The organism is Paraburkholderia sp. BL6665CI2N2 (assembly GCF_004366535.1).
Taxonomy (GTDB): Bacteria; Pseudomonadota; Gammaproteobacteria; order Burkholderiales; family Burkholderiaceae; genus Paraburkholderia.
Genome location: NZ_SORC01000001.1, coordinates 2,216,809 through 2,236,410 on the forward strand (window position 1 = coordinate 2,216,809; position 19,602 = coordinate 2,236,410).

The window sequence follows — 19,602 nt, forward strand, 5'->3', positions numbered from 1 at the left end:
CGATGTTTGCTTCAATCAAGGAGCCGTGATGCGCCCCAATGCCTCTGCCGCGAGAGTGATGCTCTCGCTCCTGCCCGCGCTGCCGACCGTGCTGGCGGTGCTCGGCACCTTGCTGCTGTTCTCGCTGTTCCTGCTCGTGCAGGGACAGCCGGCGCCCGACGCGATCGCGCTGATTTTCCAGGGCGCATTCGGTTCCTCCTTCGCGTGGCAGAGCACCTTGCTGCGCGCCGCGCCGTTGATGCTGACCGCGTTGTGCGTCGCCTTGCCCGCACAAGTCGGCTTGATCGTGATCGGCGGCGAGGGCGCGCTCGCGCTCGGCGGCATGTGCGCTGCCATCGTTCCGCAGATGCTGCCGCATAACACGCCCTGGCTCATCGCCACACCGTTGATGGCGCTCGCGGGCATGCTCGCCGGCGGCGTCTGGATCGGCGCGGTCGGCGCGTTGCGGCAATGGCGCGGCGTCAACGAGACCATCAGCAGCCTGTTGATGTCGTATATCGCGATCGCGGTATTCAAGCATCTCGTGGAGGGGCCGCTGCGCGATCCCGCGAGCCTGAACAAACCGTCGACGCTGCCGGTGCCCGACGCGATGATGATCGGCTCGATCCCCGGACTCGAGACGCATTGGGGACTGTTCTGGGGCGTCGTCGCATGCGTCGCGGCGTGGGTGTTCGTGAAGTTCAGCACCAAAGGCTTTGCGATGCGCGTGGTGGGCGGCAGCAATCGCGCGGCGCGTCTGGTCGGCTTGCCGGTCAATGTGCTCGCGCTCACGGCGTGCGTGCTGGGCGGCGCCGCGGCGGGCCTAGGCGGCATGTTTGAGGTCGCGGCGGTGCAGGGCAGCGCGAATGCGTCGCTGCTCGCGGGCTACGGCTACGCGGGCATTCTCGTCGCCTTCGCGGCGCGCCAGAATCCGCTCGCGATCATCGCATGCGCACTGATGATCGGCGGCATCGAGGCGAGCGGCAGTCTGCTGCAACGGCGCCTCGATCTGCCCGACGCCACCACGCTCGTTCTGCAAGGCCTGCTGTTCGCCAACCTGCTCGCGTGGGAAGCGCTCGGCGGGCGTATCGCCGCATGGCGCGTGAAGTTGCAGGCCATTGCGCAAACCGGTCTTCCCGTGCAACTGGAGCAGACCCATGCCTGATATGCACTCGCCCATCGTCATTCTGTTGCTGTCTCTGTTCGCGGGAGCGATCCGCGTCAGCACGCCTTATCTGTTCGTCAGTCTCGGCGAGTGTCTCACCGAGAAGGGCGGCCGCGTGAATCTCGGCCTGGAAGGCATTCTCGTGTCCGGCGCGATGAGCGGTTATGCGGGCGCATTCCTGAGCGGCTCGCCATGGATCGGCGTGCTTGCGGCGGGTTTGGTCGGTTTGCTGCTCGGCTGTCTGCACGGTCTCGTGTGTTCGTTGCCGCGCGTGTCGGATATCGCGTTCGGTATCGCGTTGATGCTGCTCGGCACCGGGCTTGCGTTCTATCTCGGCAAACCGTTTATCGAACCACAAGCGCCGATGCTGCCGTTCATCGACCTCGGCGCGTGGAGTTCGTCGCCGCAACTGCATAACGCGCTGCATCTGAATCTGCTGTTCGTGATCGGCGTGGCGCTCGCGTTCGTTCTGCAATGGGGCTTGCGCAATACGCGTTGGGGCATGGTGCTGCGGCTCGTCGGCGATCACGCGGAAACGGCGCGCGCGATGGGTTATCCGCTCACGCGCGTGCGTATTGCGGCGACCGCGGTGGGCGGCGTTTTTGCGGGCGTCGGCGGTGCGTATCTGTCGCTGGTGTATCCCGGCAGCTGGAATGAGGGGCTCTCCAGCGGGCAAGGGCTGATGGCCGTCGCGCTGGTGATCTTCGCGCGCTGGCAGCCGCTGCGCTGTCTGTGGGCTGCGTTGCTGTTCGGCGCGGCGGGCGCGCTCGGTCCGGCGTTGCAGGCGATCGGCGTGACGAGTGGCTACTACCTCTATAACGCCGCGCCATATGTGCTCACGCTCGTGATCATGATCATCAATTGCCGTCCGGACCGCACGTTGGCGGGCGCGCCTGGCGAGCTGAGCCTGACGCGCTGACACGCTCGCCCATTCACGGACCTTGCCGATATTCAGGAACCCAAACCAGGATACCCAGACCATGACCCGATTCATCGAAGCGAGACCCTACCCGTGGCCTTACGACGGCAATCTGCGCCCTGAGAACACCGCGCTCGTGATCATCGACATGCAGACAGACTTCTGCGGCCACGGCGGCTATGTCGACAAGATGGGCTACGACCTCTCGCTCACGCGCGCGCCGATCGAGCCGATCAAACGCGTACTGAAGACCATGCGCGAGCAGGGCTTCACGATCATTCACACGCGTGAAGGCCATCGCCCCGATCTCTCCGACCTCCCCGCCAACAAGCGCTGGCGCAGCCGCCGCGCGGGCACCGACGGCGTGGGCATCGGCGACGATGGTCCGTGCGGCAAGATCCTCGTGCGTGGTGAACCGGGCTGGGACATCATCGACGAACTGAAGCCGCTGGCGGGCGAGATCGTGATCGACAAGCCCGGCAAAGGCTCGTTCTGCGCGACCGATCTCGAACTGATTCTGCGCACGCGCGGTATCGAGAATCTGATTCTGACCGGCATCACGACCGATGTCTGCGTGCACACGACCATGCGCGAAGCCAACGACCGCGGTTTCGAATGCACGGTGCTCGCCGACTGCTGCGGCGCAACCGACAAAGGCAATCACGACGCCGCCTTGCACATGATCACGATGCAGGGCGGCGTGTTCGGCACGGTGTCGGACTCCGGCGCTTTGCTGCTAACGCTAGGTGGATGATCATGTCGACCGTACGGCAAGCTCTCGGTGTCGAAGTCATGCATGCGTGCAAATCGTTCGGCGCGTTTCGCGCGCTGGACGATGTCTCGATCAAGGTGAAGGCCGGCACGATCCACGCATTGCTCGGCGAAAACGGCGCGGGCAAGAGCACGCTCGTGAAGGGACTGGTCGGTTACGGCGTGCTCGACGACGGACAGATCGCCGCCGATGGCCGCGAGGTGCACATCCATTCGCCGCGTGATGCGCAGGCACTTGGCATTGGCATGGTGTATCAGCATTTCACGCTGGCGTCGGGCTTGTCTGTCGAAGAAAATCTGCTGCTCGCGCGCGGACAGATGCCGTGGAAAATCGACTGGAAGGCGGAACGCGCCGCATTAGTGGCATTCATGCAGCGCATGCCGTTCCGCCTGCCGCTCGATGCGCCGGTCGCGGCGCTCGCCGCGGGTGAAAAGCAGAAGCTCGAAATCCTCAAGCAACTCTACTTGCAACAGCGCTTCCTGATACTCGACGAACCAACGTCCGTGCTGACGCCGCAGGAAGCCGACGAAGTGCTCGGCCTGATGCGCGACCTGACCACGCGCGGCGAGCTGACCGTGCTGATGATCACACACAAGTTCCGCGAAGTGATGTCCTACGCGGACGACGTCACCGTGTTGCGCAAGGGGCGCCAGGTCGGCACCAGCGCGGTGGCGAACACGAGCCGCGATGAACTCGCCGCATGGATGATGGGCACGGTGGCAGCGAGCGACGCGCCGGTCATGGCCGCAGTGACAGAGGAACGTGTCCCGCGCAAACCGCTCGATGAATCGGCACAGGTGCGTCTTGCACTACGCGACGTATCCGTGGAAGACGATCGCGGCCACACGGCAGTGAAGCACGCGACGCTGTCCGTGCGCGCGGGCGAAATTCTTGGGCTCGCGGGCGTCTCCGGTAACGGTCAGAAGGAACTCGTGGAGGCGCTAGTCGGCCAGCGTCGCGTGAAGACCGGCGACATGCAGGTCGCCGGCAAGCCGTACCAGGCGACCCGCGAGCAGATGACGCAACGGCGCGTCTTCGCGATCCCCGAAGAGCCGCTCAAAAACGCCTGCGTCGGCGGCATGAGCGTGGCGCAGAATCTTGCGCTGCGCGACTTCGACCGCGAGCCGTTGCGGCGCGGCGGCTGGTGGCTAGATCGCAGCGCCATGCGCGAGCGCGCCGCGCAGTTGATCGGCGAATTCAATGTGCGGCCGCCCGTACCCGAGCGCGCGATCGGCACGCTTTCGGGCGGCAATGTGCAGCGTGCGGTGCTGGCGCGCGAACTCGGGCAACCGGTGGATGTGCTGATCGTCGCGAATCCCGTGTTCGGGCTCGACTTCGCATCCGTGGCCGATATCCATGCGCGTCTGATGGCCGCGCGCGATGCGGGCGCGGCCGTGCTGCTGGTCAGCGAAGACCTCGACGAACTGCTCGAACTCGCGGACCGCATCATGGTGATCGCCGAGGGCGAGCTGGTGTACGAAACCCCGGCGGCACGCGCGGATCGCACCGTGCTCGGCCAGCATATGGCCGGCCACGGCGACACGCCCACGCAACCCGCCGTGCCGGCCGAAAAACTCAGGGAAGCCATCGGATGACATCGACTAATACGCTGACCATCGACGCCCAACCCGGCCCGTTCAGCTTCGACTCCGCGAAAACCGCGCTGATCGTGATCGACATGCAGCGCGATTTCGTCGAGCCGGGCGGCTTCGGCGAATCGCTCGGCAACGACGTCTCGCTGCTCGCGGACATCGTGCCGACCGTGGCCGCGTTGCTGGCCTTCGCACGCAAGCAGGGGTGGTTCGTCGTGCATACGCGTGAATCGCACGCTCCGGATATGTCCGACTGTCCGCCGGCCAAACGTCTGCGCGGCGCGCCGAATGCGCGCATCGGCGACGCCGGGCCGATGGGCCGCATCCTGATTCGCGGCGAACCCGGCAATGCGATCATCGAACCGCTCGCGCCGCTGGCCGGCGAACTGGTGATCGACAAACCCGGCAAAGGCGCGTTCTATGCGACCCGCCTCGGCGAGGAACTCGCCATACGCGGTGTCACACATCTGGTGTTCGCCGGCGTGACCACCGAAGTGTGCGTGCAAACGTCGATGCGCGAAGCCAACGACCGTGGCTACGACAGCCTGCTGATCGAAGACGCCACCGCGAGCTATTTCCCCGCCTTCAAACAGGCGACGCTCGACATGGTGCGTTCGCAAGGCGGCATTGTCGGCTGGACCGCGCCTTTTTCTTCATTGATCGAAATTGACGAGACGACCCGAGCATGGAAGTAAATCAGCCCGAAATCGTGGCGCAGGTGCACGCGGCGTTCATCGAATACGAGCGCGCGCTGGTCGATAACGACGTCGCGGCGATGAACGCGCTGTTCTGGCACACGCCGGAAACGGTGCGCTACGGCATCGCCGAAATCCAGCATGGCGGCGAGGCGATCCGCGCGTGGCGCGAGCGCTGCGAGCCGGTGCCGAAGTCGCGCAAGCTGCACCGAACCGTGGTGACGACCTTCGGCACGGACTTCGCCACCGTGAGCACCGAGTTCACCAGCGACACTACGCCTATGCTCGGCCGCCAGATGCAAACCTGGGCGAGACTCAATCCCGATGAAGGTTGGAAAATCGTCGCCGCGCACGTGAGTCTCATCCATTCACCGGCCAGCCCATGAAACACCGATAATAAGAAAAAGGGACCTTGGCATCATGAACGACGACCCGACGAATCTGCTGGAGACGCCTGCCGCGCCGGCCGCGGCTAATCCGCTTGCCGAGCAGGTGTACCAGCAGCTCAAGACCGATATTTTCAGCTTTCGCCTGTTTCCCGGCGACCGCTTTTCCGAAAACGGCATTGCGCAGCACTACGGCGTGTCACGTACGCCGATGCGCGACGGCCTGTTCCGTCTGCAACGCGAAGGCTATCTGGAAGTCGGCTTCCGGCGCGGCTGGAAAGTGGCGCCGATCAACTTCGATCAACTCGATCAGCTCTACGATTTGCGCATTGTGCTGGAAGTCGCGGCGGTGGAGCGGGTGGGCGCGGGTGGTGACGTCGCGCATGCGGCCGTCGAGGCATTGAAGGCGATCTGGTGCGTCGCGCCCGAGTCGCGCGAGAGCGATCCGGTGAAAATGTTCGGCATGGACGAAAACTTTCACCGGCAACTCGTCGCCGCCACCGGCAACGCGGAAATGCTGCGCGTGCATAACGAAGTGACCGAGCGCATCCGCATCGTGCGGCGGCTCGATTTTCTGAAGCCGCACCGCACCAGCGCGACTTACGACGAGCACTCCACCATGCTCAACCTGATCGAACGCAACCGCCTGACCGAGGCGATCATTCTGCTGCGCGCGCATATCACGCAGAGCAAGCTGGAAGTGCGCAAGATCACACTGTCGATGCTGGCCGCGGCGCGCGATAGCAAGCTGCCGTTCGTTTCCTGAGCGGCAGCTTGTCGAGATTTCACTGGCAAGCCAGGCTCAGTCGTAAGAAAACGCACCGCCGAATTTGTCGATGCGTTCGAGGGCCATACCCGAGCCGCGCACCACGCAAGTAAGCGGCGCTTCGGCGACGAACACCGGCAAGCCGGTTTCCTCGGCGAGCAACCGGTCCAGGTCGCGCAGCAGCGCACCGCCGCCTGCCAGCATGATGCCGCGCTCGGCGATGTCGGCGCCCAGTTCCGGCGGCGTCTGTTCCAGCGCGATCTTCACGGCCGAGACGATCTGGTTGAGCGGATCGGTCAGCGCTTCGAGAATTTCGTTGCTGGACACCGTGAAGCTGCGCGGAATGCCTTCGGACATATTGCGGCCCTTGACTTCCATCTCCTTGACCTCGGAGCCCGGAAACGCGGAGCCGATTTCCTTCTTGATCGCTTCGGCCGTTTGCTCGCCGATCAGCATGCCGTAATTGCGGCGGATGTAGTTGACGATCGCGTCGTCGAACTTGTCGCCGCCCACGCGCACCGAGCCTTTATAAACGATGCCGCCGAGCGAGATCACGCCCACTTCGGTCGTGCCGCCGCCGATATCGACCACCATCGAGCCGGTCGGGTCCGACACCGGCAAGCCTGCACCGGTGGCCGCGGCCATCGGCTCCTCGATCAGATAGACCTGCGAGGCGCCCGCACTGTGCGCGGCTTCCTTGATCGCGCGCCGCTCAACCTGGGTCGAACCGCACGGCACGCAGATGATGATGCGCGGCGACGGCGCGAACATACGCGACTCGTGCGCCATCTGGATGAAGCGCTTGATCATCTGCTGGGTGATGTTGAAGTCGGCGATCACGCCGTCCTTCATCGGGCGGATTGCCTCGATATTGCCCGGCACCTTGCCGAGCATCTGTTTTGCTTCCTTGCCGACGGCCAGAATGATTTTCTTGCCATTCGGACCGCCTTCCTGACGAATCGACACCACCGAGGGTTCGTCCAGCACGATGCCCTTGCCACGCATGTAAATCAGGGTGTTCGACGTGCCGAGGTCGATGGCCAGGTCATTGGAAAAATAGCCGCGCAGAAAACCGAACATGCAAATTCCTGTCTCTCGGAAGTCGGGCGCAGAGCGCCGCTTGGAGTGCCGCCCGAAGGCGGCAGGCGACCAGTTGACGGTCGGGAGAGACGCAAGAATAACAGTTTCGGGTCCGCGGGCTGTCTAGCGGTTGCGATTGCGGCGCCTTGCGGGCCGCTTACTGCGCGTTGGCAAGCTCCGGATCGATATAGGCGCTCACGTTCTGCGACTGTTTGTACACGGCGTTGCGCACGTTGAACTTGTCGGCGTTCACGCTCGAACCGTACACGGAGTCCAGTCCGTCGCCTTTGGTGAAGGCCTTTTTCGCCGCCGCGGCGTCGAGCAGGTGCGTGCCTTTCAGCAAGGGCAGGTACTGCGCCGGCGTGAGACCGACCCGCGCGGACATGATCCTGACCGCGTCCGGCTGCGTCTTCGGATCGTTGATATAGGCCACGCAGCGATACCAGACCTTGATCACCTTGGCCCAGTCGGCCTTGCGCGATTGCAGGCTGACGGGGTTGACCGTGATCGCGTCGTAGATCAGGCCGGGGGCGTCGGCGGAGGTGAAGATGGGCCGCGAGCCGGGCACGCGCTTGAGCGCTTCGCCCGCGTTCGGTTGCCAGGCGCCGACTGCGGCGACGTCGCCGGATGAGGCGAGCACTTGCGGCAATTCGTTGGTCTTCGCATTGACGAGCGTGAGGTCCGATTCCTTCAGCGCATGTTTTTCGAGCGCGGTGTCGAGCAGCAGGTGATCGACGAGGCCCATTTCCACGCCGACCTTCTTGCCCTTCAATCCTTCCACCGTGCGCACCGGCGGCTTGGCGACGATCATGTCGTTGCCGCTCGAATAGTCGGTGAGCAGGATCATCACGTTCTTCGCGCCGCTTGCGCCCGTCACGAGCGCGTCGCCGTTGGTCGCACCGACCGCGTCGAGCTTGCCGGCGGAAAATGCATCGAGCGACGCGGAGTAGTCGAACCATTGAAAATTGACGTCCACGCCCGCTTCCTTGAACCAGCCTTTTTCGATGGCGATCTGGAAAGCGACGAAGCCGGGCCAATCGCTATAGCCGATGGCGAGCGGCGCGGCCGCGGCTTGCGCCGGGCTGGCGGCAGGGCCCGCGGCAAGACCGATAGCGAGTGCGGCGGCGGCCACAGCGAGCGCGCCACGCGTGCGCAGGGCCGAGGCGAAGCGGGCAGGCGAGGCGAGTGATGCACGGGGAGTGCGAGACGTCAGGACAGATGCGAAGTGTTTCATCGTTTTCTCCAGGAGACCGGTCAATTGCGATTGTTGAGTTGGATCGCGCGGCGACTGCGCGATGAAACAACATGACCGGTTCCCGCGAGAGAACAACGACGCGGAAACTGCGGGAGACAAACACCGGCCACGGAGAGGCACGATAGACATTGCTATCGCCAATCTCCCGGGCTTTTGTCCCGCCGTGTAGTGCGGCCGCCAGTACGTGCCTGCAATCGGATTGCAAGCGAACCGGTCGGCGCACCGGGCTGCTCTCGGACCAGACATTCTCGCGAACCGGAACCCTAGCATCCCTAAGATGCGACGCTGCCGCACCTCTCGGTGAGTTATATAGCGAGAAATATGCCAGCAGATCGCGCGGTTGAGATCATGGCAACGCTTCGACTTCGGCGTCGCGTGAGCGAAGTCAATCCAGCGCCGCAAACCGTTGATGCACGTAAGCGAGAAACTGCTCCAGCCGTTCCTCGATCGATGCCGCGAGGCTCACCTGTTTGATGCGGCGATCCTCGGCGGAACTCGTTTCCAGCAGCCAGCCGCCGTCGATCAACTCCTGTACGTACCGCACGGCGGTGCGGCGGCTCACGCCCGGCATGAATTCGTAGAGTGCTGTCTTGGCGAAGTGGTCGTCCTGATCCATCCACATGCGGCAGAACAGGTCGCTGTAGTTCAGGTCGTTCAGGCCGAGATCGCCGAAATGCGCCGACCATTGCCAGTCCATGTCGAGAATGGCGCGCGCGACGGCTTGCCCCTTGGCCCGCGCAATTTTCTTCTTCATCGATTCACCACGAGGAGGAGGGCTGCACAGTTTAAGTGCTAATCGAGCCGGAAATCGGGCGCGCGAAAATATTCCACGGCCACGTAGGGATAGTTTATTGACTTGCGCTTTTCATGTGTACTATTGCATGCAAATTTGCATGTAGGTGGAGAGGCGATGAAATTCGAATTGTTCAAGACGTTCTGGGGATTCGACGGCGGCCCGCGCGATGCCGCGCCGCTCGTGCGGGCGGCCGGCTTCGACGGCATCGAAGCGCCGGTGCCGTCCGGCGGCGCAGCGCGCGATGCCTTTGCGCAGGCCATTGCCGACGAAAGCCTGGGTTTCATCGCGGAGATCACGACGGCCGGCAGCTACGTGCCGGAACGTTCCGCGACACCTGCCGATCATCTGCGAGACTTCGAGGAGAAAATCGTGTGGGGCAAGCCGCTCGAACCGCGCTTCTTCAACGTCATGGCCGGTTGCGATGCGTGGCCGGCGGCGACCCAGCTGGACTTCTTCGCGCGCGCGGTGGAGATCGCGACGAAGCACGATGTGACGTGCAGCTTCGAAACGCACCGTGGGCGCTCGTTCTTCAATCCGTGGATCACTCGCGACGTCGCGCGCGCCGTGCCCGCGCTCAAGCTGACCTGCGACTTCAGCCATTGGGTGTCGGTGTGCGAACGGCTGCTCGACAGCGAGTGGGACACGATCCTCGAACTGGCGCCGCATGCGCATCATCTGCATGGGCGTGTCGGCTATCCGCAAGGTCCGCAGGTGCCGCATCCGGCGGCGCCCGAGTATGCGGACTGCCTTGCCTCGCATCAGCGGATCTGGGAAGCGCTGTGGAGCGCGCAGATCGAGCAGGGCTACACCGTCACGACGATGACACCGGAGTTCGGTCCCGACGGTTATCTGCATACGCTGCCGTTTACGAACGCGCCGGTGGCCGATCTGTGGGAGATCAATACGTGGATGGGGCGCGAGGAACGGCGCCATCTGGCTGCGTTCCTTGCCGAGCGCGAAGGAGGCGGCGGGAGAAAAGAGCAAGCGCAATCTCAAACCAGCGCGCAGCTTGTTTAGGCGCCTCTCATGAACTCAACCCATACGAGCTTTCAGCAACTACCCATCGTCGACGTGAGCGGCCTGTTCAGCGATGACGCCAGCCGGCGGCTCACCACCGCGCGCGCACTCGATCGCGCGGCACGCGAGGCCGGCTTCTTCTATGTCACCGGCCATCACGTGTCGCGCGCGCAGCAAAGCGCGTTGATCGAGCAGGCCAGGCGCTTCTTCGCTGCCGAACATGCATGGAAGATGCGCTACTACATCGGCAAGTCGGCGGCGCATCGCGGCTATGTGCCCGAAGGCGAGGAAGTCTTCGCGGGCGGCAAGCGCGACAGGAAGGAAGCCTTTGACACCGGCCGCGAACTGCCCGCCGACGACCCCGACGTGCGCGCCGGCACGCCGATGCTGGGCCCGAATACCTGGCCGGAACAAGCGGGTTTTCGCGAAGCGGTGAGCGGCTACTACGAAGCGGCGTTCGAACTGGGCCGCGCCCTGTTTCGCGGCTTCTCGCTCGCGCTCGGCTTGCCCGAACAGCATTTCGACCGGTATCTGCGCAAGCCGCCGAGCCAGTTGCGGTTGATCCACTATCCGCTCGATCCGTCGGCGGAAGACCGGCCCGGCATCGGCGCGCATACCGACTACGAGTGCTTCACGATCCTGCTGCCGACCGCGCCCGGACTCGAAGTGATGAACGGCGAGGGCGAGTGGATCGATGCGCCGCCGGTCGAGAACGCGTTTGTCGTGAACATCGGCGACATGCTGGAAGTGTGGACGGGCGGGACCTATGTCGCGACGTCGCATCGCGTGCGCAAGGTGCGGGAAGAGCGCTACTCGTTCCCGCTCTTTTTCGCCTGCGACTATCACACGGTCGTCGCGCCGCTGCCGCCATTCGCGACGCCCGAAGCGGTGGCGAAATACCCGCCCGTGTCGGCGGGCGACCATCTGTTCGCGCAGACAGCGCAGAGTTTTACCTATCTGAAGGAACGTCTCGAACGAGGAGAACTACAGTTGCCCGATGGTTCGAAAGCGTTGTCGAGCTTCGGCCAGCAGGCGCGCTATGCGAGCGCGGATCTGGACACTCAAGGCTGAGCGAAAACGTGCCGCGATCCAAACGCAAATGCCTGGATGCATGGCATCACGACAACAACGCCGCTTCAGTTACGAGCGGCGCTGTTGCTTTTGCAATTCGATGAAACGTGCCGACATCAAGGTGTAAAGCGCGCGTCGGATAGCGGCAAGCGTCGGCATGGTCGTGTCAGAAGGGAGTTGATGTGGCGCATTGATACGCACACACCATGCCATCGCTCAGAGCCATGTCCGGCGTCGCGCGGGCGCGCGTCGAGCCCAATCGTGGTGCCCGGCGCATCCAAGTGGTGCGGATTAACAAGCGGCGCTGGTGCGTGCGCGATCGGCCCACACCTACCTGCCTGCCGCGCGCATCGCATCCAATCCCTTGCCACGCCACACTTGCCGCATCCTTGAGACAACGCTGGCACGCAACTCGCTTAGCTACGCAGCGAGAGGTGCGAAGTAATTTGCATCATCTTCAGGATCGCTAGGGTTCCGGTCGTGTGCGGGTCAATGCGCACGATGCCTGGTCCGAGAGCAATCCGGTCTTGCCGTTCACCTTCTTTCAAGGCGCCGGCGAGGCTCCACGGAGGGATAAAAGCCCGGGAGGTCGCGATGTCGGTCAATCGCCCTCTCATGCTTATTCCCAACCGATACCTGGAGCCTCCATGTCGACGCAATCCCCTGTCGATCTCGCACCGATCCCGCACGTGGCATGGGAAACGGTGATTCCCGCCGGCACGCATTGGTCCGGCGTGCTGCGCCGTGGCATGGCGTTGCGCGTCGTCGATAGCGAAGGCGGCGCGAATCTGGCCGCCGTGTTCTACCGGCACGACGAACCGCTCGAACGCTACAACATGGCCGATACACTGAAGGCGCAGCACACCGCGCATCTGACGCGCGGCCACGTGCTCTATTCGGACATGGGCCGCGTGCTGGCCTCGATCACCGCCGACACGCTCGGCTGGCACGATCCGCTCGGCGGCGTCGGCGACGCTGAATTGTCCGCCGCGAAGTACGGCGAGGCCCGCTACCAGCAGCATCGCAATGCAATGATCCGCAACGGCCGCGACAGCCTGCTGCTCGAACTGGCGAAGCACGGACTCGGCACACGCGACCTCGTCGCCAATATCAACTTCTTCAGCAAACTCGCGATCGGCGAGGACGGCGCGCTGAGCTTCGTAGCGGGCCATTCGCCGGCGGGCGCCGCGTTCGATCTGCGTTTCGAAATGGACACGCTCGCCGTGTTTTCGACCGCACCGCATCCGCTCGACCCTTCATCCGAATACAAGCCGGGGCCCGTCAAGCTGATCGCGTACCGCGCGTATGCAGCCGACGCCTGCGTGCCGGCCGACGATCCCTGCCGTTGCGCGTGCCCGGAGAACGGGCGCGGCTTCGTCAACACCGACCGTCTGTTCGTTTAAGGAGACCCGCGATGCCTATTATCGAAAGCAAGCTCGAACTCCGTCATGCGGTCTACGACCTCACGCTGCCTTCGGGCGAGCCGTGGCTGCATGAAGTCAAACGCGGTCAGGTGTTCCGCATTCTCGACCTGGAAGGCAACCAGGCCGTGGACACGCTGTTCTATAACAGCGCCGATCCGCTCGAACGCTATAGCGCACAAGACACGATCCGCGCGCAACGCAATCTCTATCTGTCCGCCGGCAGCGTGCTCATGTCGAACCTCGGCAAGCCGATGCTGAGCATCGTCGCCGACACGTGTGGCCGTCATGACACGCTCGGCGGTGCTTGCGCGGCCGAGAGCAATACCGTGCGTTACGCGCTCGACAAGCGCCATATGCATAGCTGCCGCGACAGCTTCCTGCATGCGATCACGCATTGCACGTGCGGCGTGGGCACGCAGCTCGGCAAGCGCGACATCGTCAGCAACATCAACTTCTTCATGAACGTGCCGGTGACGCCGCTCGGCAGACTGACGTTCGAAGACGGTATCTCCGCACCGGGCAAGTACGTCGAGATGCGCGCCGAGATGGATGTCACGGTGCTGATCTCGAACTGCCCGCAGTTGAATAATCCGTGCAACGGCTACAACCCGACGCCCGTGCGACTGACGATCTGGGATGCCCAATGAGATTCCACAAAGTCCTGATTGCCAATCGCGGCGAGATTGCCTGCCGCGTGATTCGCACGCTCAAGCGGCTCGGTATCGCGTCGGTCGCGGTTTATTCCGAAGCCGATCGCCATGCCATGCATGTGATGCTCGCCGACGAAGCCGTGTGCATCGGTCCGGCGCTCGCGGCGCAGAGTTATCTGAACAGCGCGGCGATTCTCGAAGCGGCGCGTGCAAGCGGCGCCGACGCTGTGCATCCCGGCTACGGTTTTCTGTCCGAGAACGCCGCCTTCGCGCAAGCGTGCGACGACGCCGGGATTCGCTTCATCGGCCCAACGCCGCAGCAGATGCGCGAGTTCGGCCTGAAGCATACGGCGCGAGAAATCGCGCAAGCCAACGACGTTGCCTTGCTGCCCGGCACAGGCTTGCTGCCCGACGTAAGTACGGCGTTGCGCGAGGCGAAGTCGATCGGCTATCCGGTCATGCTGAAGAGCACCGCGGGTGGCGGTGGCATCGGCATGTCGCTGTGTCGCGACGCGGCGCAACTGGAGAGCGTGTTTGCGTCGGTCGCGCGGCTCGGCGCAGCGAACTTTGCCAATGCGGGTGTGTACGTCGAGAAGTTCGTGGAAAACGCACGTCATATCGAAGTGCAGATTTTCGGCGACGGCAAAGGCGGCGTGATCTCGCTCGGTGAACGCGATTGTTCGGTGCAGCGGCGCAACCAGAAGGTGATCGAGGAGACGCCCGCGCCTGGCCTCACGCACGCGGAACGCAGCGCGCTGCATGCGAGCGCCGTGCGTCTCGCTCAAGCCGTGAAGTACAAATCAGCGGGCACCGTGGAGTTCGTTTTCGATGCCGACACGCGCCGCTTCTATTTCCTCGAAGTGAACACGCGATTGCAGGTCGAGCACTGCGTGACGGAAGAAGTCACGGGTATCGATCTGGTCGAGTGGATGATCCGCGAAGCCGAGGGCGAACTTGCGCCGCTCGATACGCTGGCGCCCGTGCCGCGAGGTGCGAGCATTCAGGTGCGGATGTACGCGGAAGACCCGCACAAACAGTTTCAACCGAGTGCGGGCGTGCTGACGCATGTCGCGTTCGCCGCCGACGCGCGGGTCGACACGTGGGTCGATTCGGGCACGGAAGTCAGCGCGTTCTACGATCCATTGCTCGCCAAGCTGATCGTCAAAGGCGAATCACGCGAGGCTGCGCTGGCCGCGTTGCGCGCCGCGCTGGAACAAACGCAGTTATACGGCATCGAGACCAATCTCGACTATCTGCGCGCCATTGCCGGATCGGCGACGTTTGCGCGCGGTGAGCAGACCACCGCGTTCCTGTCGCGCTTCATGTTCGCGCCGCATACGATCGACGTGCTCGACGGCGGCGTGCAAACCACCGTGCAGCAGACGCCCGGACGAACCGGCTACTGGGACATCGGCGTGCCGCCGTCGGGTCCGATGGACGATCTGTCGTTCCGCCTCGCCAACGAACTGCTCGGCAATCCCGCGGACGCGGCGGGGCTCGAATGCGCGATGGTCGGCGCCACGCTGCGCTTCAATACCGCGACGCTCTTCGTGCTCGGCGGCGCGCCGCTCGCCGCCACGCTCGACGGAGCGCCGGTCGCGCTCTGGCAGGTCACGCGCGCGCCGGCGGGCGCCGTGCTCAAGCTCGGTGGCGTAACAGGCGCCGGCATGCGCGCATGCCTCGCGCTGAAGGGCGGCCTGCAGGTGCCGGACTATCTGGGCAGCAAGGCGACCTTCACGCTCGGGCAGTTTGGCGGCCACGCAGGTCGCGCTTTGCGCAAGGGCGACGTGCTGCATCTCGCCGATGGCGCGAATCGCGGTGAAGCGGGCGCGCGACTGGACGCGACGCGCGTGCCGGTGCTGACGCACGACTGGACGCTCGGCGTGCTCGACGGCCCGCACGGCGCACCCGATTTCTTCACGCCCGACGACATCGCGATGCTCTATGGCACGCGCTGGACGGTGCACTACAACTCCAGCCGCACAGGTGTGCGCCTGATCGGCCCCAAGCCGCAATGGGCACGCACGGATGGCGGCGAGGCGGGGCTGCATCCGTCGAATATTCACGACAACGCGTACGCCGTCGGCGCGGTGGACTTTACCGGCGATATGCCTGTGATTCTCGGTCCAGACGGTCCGAGCCTCGGCGGTTTCGTGTGTCCGGTCACGGTGGTGGGCGAGGAGTTGTGGAAGCTCGGTCAACTGCGTCCGGGCGATACGGTGCGCTTCGAACGGGTGCCGGTCAAAGCGGCGCAACGCGTGACACAGGCGGGCGAAGCGGCTCACGATTGCATCCTCTATCGCGACCCGACGGCGGGCGAGGGCACCGGCGTGGTCTATCGCCGCTCCGGCGATCAGAACGTGCTGATCGAATACGGTCCGCTCGTGCTCGACCTCAACTTGCGCTTTCGCGTGCATGCGTTGATGAACTGGCTCGATGCGCACCGCTTGCCGGGCATCATCGATCTGACGCCAGGCATCCGTTCGCTGCAGGTGCATTTCGATCACCGCGTGCTGTCGCACGACACGTTGCTTGCGCATCTGCAGCAAGCCGAGCGCGAATTGCCCGCCGTGGACGCGATGCGCGTGCCGAACCGCATCGTGCATTTGCCGCTCTCATGGGACGACCCGTCGACGCGGATCGCGATCGAACGCTACATGCAATCCGTGCGTCCCGACGCGCCGTGGTGCCCGAGCAATATCGAGTTCATTCGCCGCATCAACGGACTGCATAGTATCGACGACGTGAAGCGCATCGTGTTCGACGCGCGCTACCTCGTCATGGGTCTCGGCGACGTCTATCTCGGCGCGCCGGTCGCGACGCCGCTCGATCCGCGTCACCGGCTCGTCACCACCAAGTACAACCCGGCGCGCACGTGGACGCCGGAGAACGCGGTGGGCATCGGCGGCGCGTATCTGTGCGTGTATGGCATGGAAGGTCCGGGCGGTTATCAGTTCGTCGGCCGCACCGTGCAGATGTGGAACCGCTATCGCACCACGCGCGAGTTCGAAGCGGGCAAGCCGTGGCTGCTGCGCTTCTTCGATGAGATCCGCTTCTACGAAGTGAGTGAGGCCGAGCTGGCCGAACTGCGCACGGATTTCGTCGCGGGCCGCGCGAGTCTGAAGATCGAGGAGTCCGTTTTCGACCTCGGCGCATACAACCGTTTCCTGAAGGACGAAGCCGAGTCGATCGCCGCGTTCAAAAGCACGCAGCAAGCCGCCTTCGATGCGGAACGCGAGCGCTGGGACGCGGCCGGACATGCCGAATATGTCGGCGAAACGGATGGCGATGCGGCGCATGCCGGCAACATGACGAACGACGCGCTTGCGGCTGGCCAGCAAGGCATTGTCGCAGACGTGTCGGGCAGCGTGTGGAAGCTGCTCGTCAAGGCCGGCGAAAGCGTCGCCGACGGCCAGGTGGTGGCGATCGTCGAGTCGATGAAGATGGAAATCTCCGTCACCGCTAGCGGCGACGGCGTGATCGAAACGATCGACTGCGCGGAAGGCGCGGCGGTCGTCGCGGGTCAACGATTGATGGTGATGCGCGCCGGCATTGCAGCCGACGCCACCGAGGAGGCTACGTGCAAATGAAATCCCACGACGATCTGTTTCAGTCCATGTCGATCGAAGCGCTGCGGGCGCGCTACCGCGCCGGCAGCCTCACGCCGGCGCAACTGGTGGAAGCCATCGCCGCGCGGACTTCGGGCGACGATCCGCATCACGCATGGATCCGCCCGTTGAGCCGCAACGAGATGCTGCGTTACGCCGACGCGCTCGAAGGCCGCGACATCGACACGTTGCCGCTCTACGGCGTGCCGTTCGCCATCAAGGACAACATCGACCTGGCCGGCATTCCGACCACCGCCGCGTGCCCCGCTTATGCGTACACGCCCACGGTTAGCGCGCCGGTGGTCGCGCGCCTGATCGCGGCGGGCGCGATTCCGATCGGCAAGACCAATCTCGACCAGTTCGCCACGGGGTTGTCCGGCCAGCGCTCGCCGCACGGAGCGTGCCGCAACGCGCTCGATCCGCGCTACGCGTCGGGCGGCTCGAGTTCCGGTTCGGCGGTATCGGTCGCGCTCGGGTTGGCGGCGTTTTCGCTAGGCACCGACACGGCCGGCTCGGGACGCGTGCCCGCGGCGTTCCACGGCCTGTTCGGACTGAAGCCGACCAAGGGCGTGCTGAGCACGCTCGGCGTGGTGCCGGCATGCAAATCGCTCGACTGCGTGTCGATTTTCGCGCGCTCGGCGGACGACGCGCAGCGCGTGTTCGACGCCGCGCGCGGTGTCGCGCCAAGTGATCCGTATGCGCGCGAATTCCAGCCGCCGCCGGGCGCCGCGCAACCTGACGCGCAACCGTCGCTGCGCGGTGTGCGCTTCGGCGTGCCGCGCGCGGACCAGCTCGAATTTTTCGGCGACACCTCGTACGCGCACGCTTTCGATGCCGCGCTCACGCGTTTGCGAGCCGCCGGCGCCGAACTGGTCGAGATCGACTTCGAGCCGTTCCTCGCCACCGCGCGGCTGCTTTATGAAGGACCGTGGGTGGCGGAGCGGCTCGCGGCGATCCGCGAGTTCGCCGACACGCAGCCCGACGCGCTGCATCCGGTGATCCGCGAGATCATCGGCGGCGCGGCGCGCTGGAGCGCGGCCGATGCGTTCGCCGCGTTCGACCGCCTCGCGTTCCTGCGCATGCAAGCGGCGCAAGTCTGGCAGCGGATCGACGCCATCGTTACGCCGACTTCGGCGACGACCGCCACCGTCGACGAACTGGAAGCGGACCCGATCCGCGTGAACTCGCGCTTCGGCTACTACACGAACTTCGTCAACCTGCTTGACCTGTCGGCACTGGCGGTGCCGGCCGGCGTCTGCACGGTCGGCCGGCATGCGGGCTTGCCGTTCGGCGTGAGCTTCGTCGCGCGTGCCCAGGAAGACATCGTGCTGCTCGATCTGGCGCGCGCGTGGCTCGACGAAACGACCGCCCCGCCAGGGTCCGTATACGACGCAACCGCGGTCCGCCCAGGAGAATCCCATGGCCGTCATTGACAGAACCGAATGGTTCGCGGTGCGCCGCGAACTCTCCGCGCGCGGCAAATGGCTGTTAGGGGCGGGCTCGTTCCTGTTGCCGCTGCTGGTCTGGTGTCTGGTCAGCTACGTGCCGTTCATCTGGCATCCGCAGGTGCTGATCGAGACGCCGGGCAGCGTCGACTATTTCCAGCCGGGCATGCGTGTCGACAAGGACGTGTTCGCCGATGAACTCGCCCACGCGCGCGACGCCCATGCCGCCTTGCCGGCCGGCGAACCGGTCAACCCGGTGTATTTGCCGGCGCCCCATGAAGTGTTGCGCGCGTTCTATACCGCGTTCACCACGCCGCCCGCATCGCGCGACGGCGTCTGGCTGCATCAGAGTCTCTGGCACAGCATTCAGGTGATCTTCTGGGGCTTCGTGCTGTCGTCGGTGATCGGCGTGCCGATCGGCATCGTGTGCGGCACGTACAGCGCGATCGCGCGCTTGCAGGAGCCGTTCTTCGAGTTCTTCCGCTACTTGCCGGCGCCCGCGTTCGGCGCGCTGATGGTGGCGATTCTCGGCATTTACGACGGCCCGAAGATTGCGATCATCGTGATCGGCACGCTGTTCCAGCAGGTGCTGATCGTGGCCAACACCACCCGCAAGCTCGAATACGGCCTGTTCGAAGCCGCCATGACGCTCGGCACGAAGAAGTTCAAGCTGCTCACGCACGTGGTGATCCCCGGCATCCTGCCCGACCTGTACCGCGACCAGCGCATTCTGCTCGGCTGGGCGTGGACCTATCTGATCGTGGCGGAACTGGTCGGAACCAGCTCCGGCATCACCTGGTACATCACGCAGCAGGCGCGCTACCAGCATTTCGACAACGTCTATGCGGCGATCATGATGATCGGCATCATCGGCCTGGGCACCGATCTCGTGCTGGCCTTTCTCGGCCGCAAGCTGTTTCCGTGGGACCGCACGCTCAAGGCGTAGCGGACGGTTTCGTGACACGGCTTATCGCATGCACCG

General features: G+C 64.5%; 17 protein-coding genes and 2 riboswitches. Of the genes, 14 read left to right on the top strand and 3 right to left on the bottom strand.

Annotation, left to right across the window (positions count from 1 at the left end; translation table 11 throughout):
* The first annotated feature begins 28 nt into the window (after nucleotides 1-28).
* The 7 genes from B0G81_RS09950 (at nucleotide 29) to B0G81_RS09980 (ending at nucleotide 6,274) form a co-directional block, all read left to right on the top strand.
* Nucleotides 29-1,144 carry an ABC transporter permease gene (locus tag B0G81_RS09950; RefSeq protein ID WP_134134903.1) on the top strand — a complete coding sequence of 372 codons (1,116 nt, stop codon included), beginning with the start codon at nucleotides 29-31 and terminating at the stop codon, nucleotides 1,142-1,144.
* Nucleotides 1,137-2,063 carry an ABC transporter permease gene (locus B0G81_RS09955; protein ID WP_121310562.1) on the top strand — a complete coding sequence of 309 codons (927 nt, stop codon included), beginning with the start codon at nucleotides 1,137-1,139 and terminating at the stop codon, nucleotides 2,061-2,063. The genes B0G81_RS09950 and B0G81_RS09955 overlap by 8 nt, the downstream gene beginning before the upstream one ends.
* A gap of 61 nt (nucleotides 2,064-2,124) precedes the next feature.
* Nucleotides 2,125-2,817, top strand: coding sequence for an isochorismatase family cysteine hydrolase (locus B0G81_RS09960; RefSeq protein ID WP_134134905.1), 693 nt, complete (start codon nucleotides 2,125-2,127; stop codon nucleotides 2,815-2,817).
* A 2-nt stretch (nucleotides 2,818-2,819) separates the two neighbouring features.
* A complete protein-coding gene (locus B0G81_RS09965) occupies nucleotides 2,820-4,430 on the top strand; it encodes an ABC transporter ATP-binding protein (RefSeq protein WP_166678946.1) in 1,611 nt (536 codons plus the stop codon).
* Complete coding sequence (locus B0G81_RS09970) at nucleotides 4,427-5,122, top strand: isochorismatase family cysteine hydrolase (protein WP_134134907.1); 696 nt, start codon at nucleotides 4,427-4,429, stop codon at nucleotides 5,120-5,122. Before B0G81_RS09965 ends, B0G81_RS09970 begins: the two co-directional genes overlap by 4 nt.
* Complete coding sequence (gene hpxZ / locus B0G81_RS09975; protein ID WP_134134908.1) at nucleotides 5,113-5,508, top strand: oxalurate catabolism protein HpxZ; 396 nt, start codon at nucleotides 5,113-5,115, stop codon at nucleotides 5,506-5,508. The genes B0G81_RS09970 and hpxZ overlap by 10 nt, the downstream gene beginning before the upstream one ends.
* 34 nt (nucleotides 5,509-5,542) lie before the next feature.
* Entirely contained in the window at nucleotides 5,543-6,274 is a 732-nt protein-coding gene (locus tag B0G81_RS09980; protein WP_121310558.1) for a GntR family transcriptional regulator, read from the top strand.
* A 36-nt stretch (nucleotides 6,275-6,310) separates the two neighbouring features.
* Here the strand turns inward: B0G81_RS09980 and B0G81_RS09985 are convergent, their stop codons facing one another.
* The 3 genes from B0G81_RS09985 to B0G81_RS09995 form a co-directional block, all read right to left on the bottom strand.
* Nucleotides 6,311-7,354: a rod shape-determining protein gene (locus B0G81_RS09985; RefSeq protein WP_106278011.1), complete on the bottom strand. Its 1,044-nt coding sequence runs from the start codon at nucleotides 7,352-7,354 to the stop codon at nucleotides 6,311-6,313.
* A gap of 157 nt (nucleotides 7,355-7,511) precedes the next feature.
* Nucleotides 7,512-8,588: an ABC transporter substrate-binding protein gene (locus tag B0G81_RS09990; RefSeq protein ID WP_134134912.1), complete on the bottom strand. Its 1,077-nt coding sequence runs from the start codon at nucleotides 8,586-8,588 to the stop codon at nucleotides 7,512-7,514.
* Nucleotides 8,589-8,749: 161 nt separating this feature from the next.
* Nucleotides 8,750-8,887: riboswitch (guanidine-I (ykkC/yxkD leader) on the bottom strand.
* Between the two features lie 107 nt (nucleotides 8,888-8,994).
* Complete coding sequence (locus tag B0G81_RS09995; protein ID WP_134134914.1) at nucleotides 8,995-9,363, bottom strand: MarR family transcriptional regulator; 369 nt, start codon at nucleotides 9,361-9,363, stop codon at nucleotides 8,995-8,997.
* Between the two features lie 156 nt (nucleotides 9,364-9,519).
* On the opposite strand from B0G81_RS09995, the gene B0G81_RS10000 reads away from it, so the two are divergent.
* The 7 genes from B0G81_RS10000 to B0G81_RS10035 all read left to right on the top strand — a co-directional run bounded on the left by B0G81_RS10000 (nucleotide 9,520) and on the right by B0G81_RS10035 (nucleotide 19,566).
* The gene (locus B0G81_RS10000) at nucleotides 9,520-10,422 is read left to right on the top strand and encodes a TIM barrel protein (RefSeq protein ID WP_134134916.1); all 903 of its coding nucleotides are present in this window, start codon (nucleotides 9,520-9,522) and stop codon (nucleotides 10,420-10,422) included.
* Between the two features lie 9 nt (nucleotides 10,423-10,431).
* Entirely contained in the window at nucleotides 10,432-11,493 is a 1,062-nt protein-coding gene (locus tag B0G81_RS10005; protein WP_134134918.1) for a 2-oxoglutarate and iron-dependent oxygenase domain-containing protein, read from the top strand.
* Nucleotides 11,494-11,948: 455 nt separating this feature from the next.
* A riboswitch (guanidine-I (ykkC/yxkD leader) is annotated at nucleotides 11,949-12,083 on the top strand.
* Between the two features lie 57 nt (nucleotides 12,084-12,140).
* Nucleotides 12,141-12,896, top strand: coding sequence for an urea amidolyase associated protein UAAP1 (locus B0G81_RS10015; protein ID WP_134134922.1), 756 nt, complete (start codon nucleotides 12,141-12,143; stop codon nucleotides 12,894-12,896).
* 11 nt (nucleotides 12,897-12,907) lie between these two features.
* Nucleotides 12,908-13,564, top strand: a complete 657-nt coding sequence (locus B0G81_RS10020) for an urea amidolyase associated protein UAAP2 (RefSeq protein WP_134134924.1) — start codon at nucleotides 12,908-12,910, stop codon at nucleotides 13,562-13,564.
* A complete protein-coding gene (gene uca / locus B0G81_RS10025; RefSeq protein ID WP_134134926.1) occupies nucleotides 13,561-17,157 on the top strand; it encodes an urea carboxylase in 3,597 nt (1,198 codons plus the stop codon). Before B0G81_RS10020 ends, uca begins: the two co-directional genes overlap by 4 nt.
* Nucleotides 17,154-18,608 (top strand): allophanate hydrolase, encoded by a 1,455-nt coding sequence (atzF, locus tag B0G81_RS10030; RefSeq protein WP_134134928.1) that lies wholly within the window; start codon nucleotides 17,154-17,156, stop codon nucleotides 18,606-18,608. Before uca ends, atzF begins: the two co-directional genes overlap by 4 nt.
* Nucleotides 18,595-19,566, top strand: a complete 972-nt coding sequence (locus tag B0G81_RS10035) for an ABC transporter permease (RefSeq protein WP_134134930.1) — start codon at nucleotides 18,595-18,597, stop codon at nucleotides 19,564-19,566. Before atzF ends, B0G81_RS10035 begins: the two co-directional genes overlap by 14 nt.
* The last annotated feature ends 36 nt before the right edge of the window (nucleotides 19,567-19,602 follow it).

What these genes read in the sequence shown, in the direction of transcription:
- B0G81_RS09950 (WP_134134903.1), top strand. Translation starts at nt 29, where the DNA reads ATGCGCCCCAATGCCTCTGCCGCGAGAGTGATGCTCTCGCTCCTGCCC.
- B0G81_RS09955 (WP_121310562.1), top strand. Translation starts at nt 1,137, where the DNA reads ATGCCTGATATGCACTCGCCCATCGTCATTCTGTTGCTGTCTCTGTTC.
- B0G81_RS09960 (WP_134134905.1), top strand. Translation starts at nt 2,125, where the DNA reads ATGACCCGATTCATCGAAGCGAGACCCTACCCGTGGCCTTACGACGGC.
- B0G81_RS09965 (WP_166678946.1), top strand. Translation starts at nt 2,820, where the DNA reads ATGTCGACCGTACGGCAAGCTCTCGGTGTCGAAGTCATGCATGCGTGC.
- B0G81_RS09970 (WP_134134907.1), top strand. Translation starts at nt 4,427, where the DNA reads ATGACATCGACTAATACGCTGACCATCGACGCCCAACCCGGCCCGTTC.
- hpxZ (WP_134134908.1), top strand. Translation starts at nt 5,113, where the DNA reads ATGGAAGTAAATCAGCCCGAAATCGTGGCGCAGGTGCACGCGGCGTTC.
- B0G81_RS09980 (WP_121310558.1), top strand. Translation starts at nt 5,543, where the DNA reads ATGAACGACGACCCGACGAATCTGCTGGAGACGCCTGCCGCGCCGGCC.
- B0G81_RS09985 (WP_106278011.1), bottom strand. Translation starts at nt 7,354, where the DNA reads ATGTTCGGTTTTCTGCGCGGCTATTTTTCCAATGACCTGGCCATCGAC.
- B0G81_RS09990 (WP_134134912.1), bottom strand. Translation starts at nt 8,588, where the DNA reads ATGAAACACTTCGCATCTGTCCTGACGTCTCGCACTCCCCGTGCATCA.
- B0G81_RS09995 (WP_134134914.1), bottom strand. Translation starts at nt 9,363, where the DNA reads ATGAAGAAGAAAATTGCGCGGGCCAAGGGGCAAGCCGTCGCGCGCGCC.
- B0G81_RS10000 (WP_134134916.1), top strand. Translation starts at nt 9,520, where the DNA reads ATGAAATTCGAATTGTTCAAGACGTTCTGGGGATTCGACGGCGGCCCG.
- B0G81_RS10005 (WP_134134918.1), top strand. Translation starts at nt 10,432, where the DNA reads ATGAACTCAACCCATACGAGCTTTCAGCAACTACCCATCGTCGACGTG.
- B0G81_RS10015 (WP_134134922.1), top strand. Translation starts at nt 12,141, where the DNA reads ATGTCGACGCAATCCCCTGTCGATCTCGCACCGATCCCGCACGTGGCA.
- B0G81_RS10020 (WP_134134924.1), top strand. Translation starts at nt 12,908, where the DNA reads ATGCCTATTATCGAAAGCAAGCTCGAACTCCGTCATGCGGTCTACGAC.
- uca (WP_134134926.1), top strand. Translation starts at nt 13,561, where the DNA reads ATGAGATTCCACAAAGTCCTGATTGCCAATCGCGGCGAGATTGCCTGC.
- atzF (WP_134134928.1), top strand. Translation starts at nt 17,154, where the DNA reads ATGAAATCCCACGACGATCTGTTTCAGTCCATGTCGATCGAAGCGCTG.
- B0G81_RS10035 (WP_134134930.1), top strand. Translation starts at nt 18,595, where the DNA reads ATGGCCGTCATTGACAGAACCGAATGGTTCGCGGTGCGCCGCGAACTC.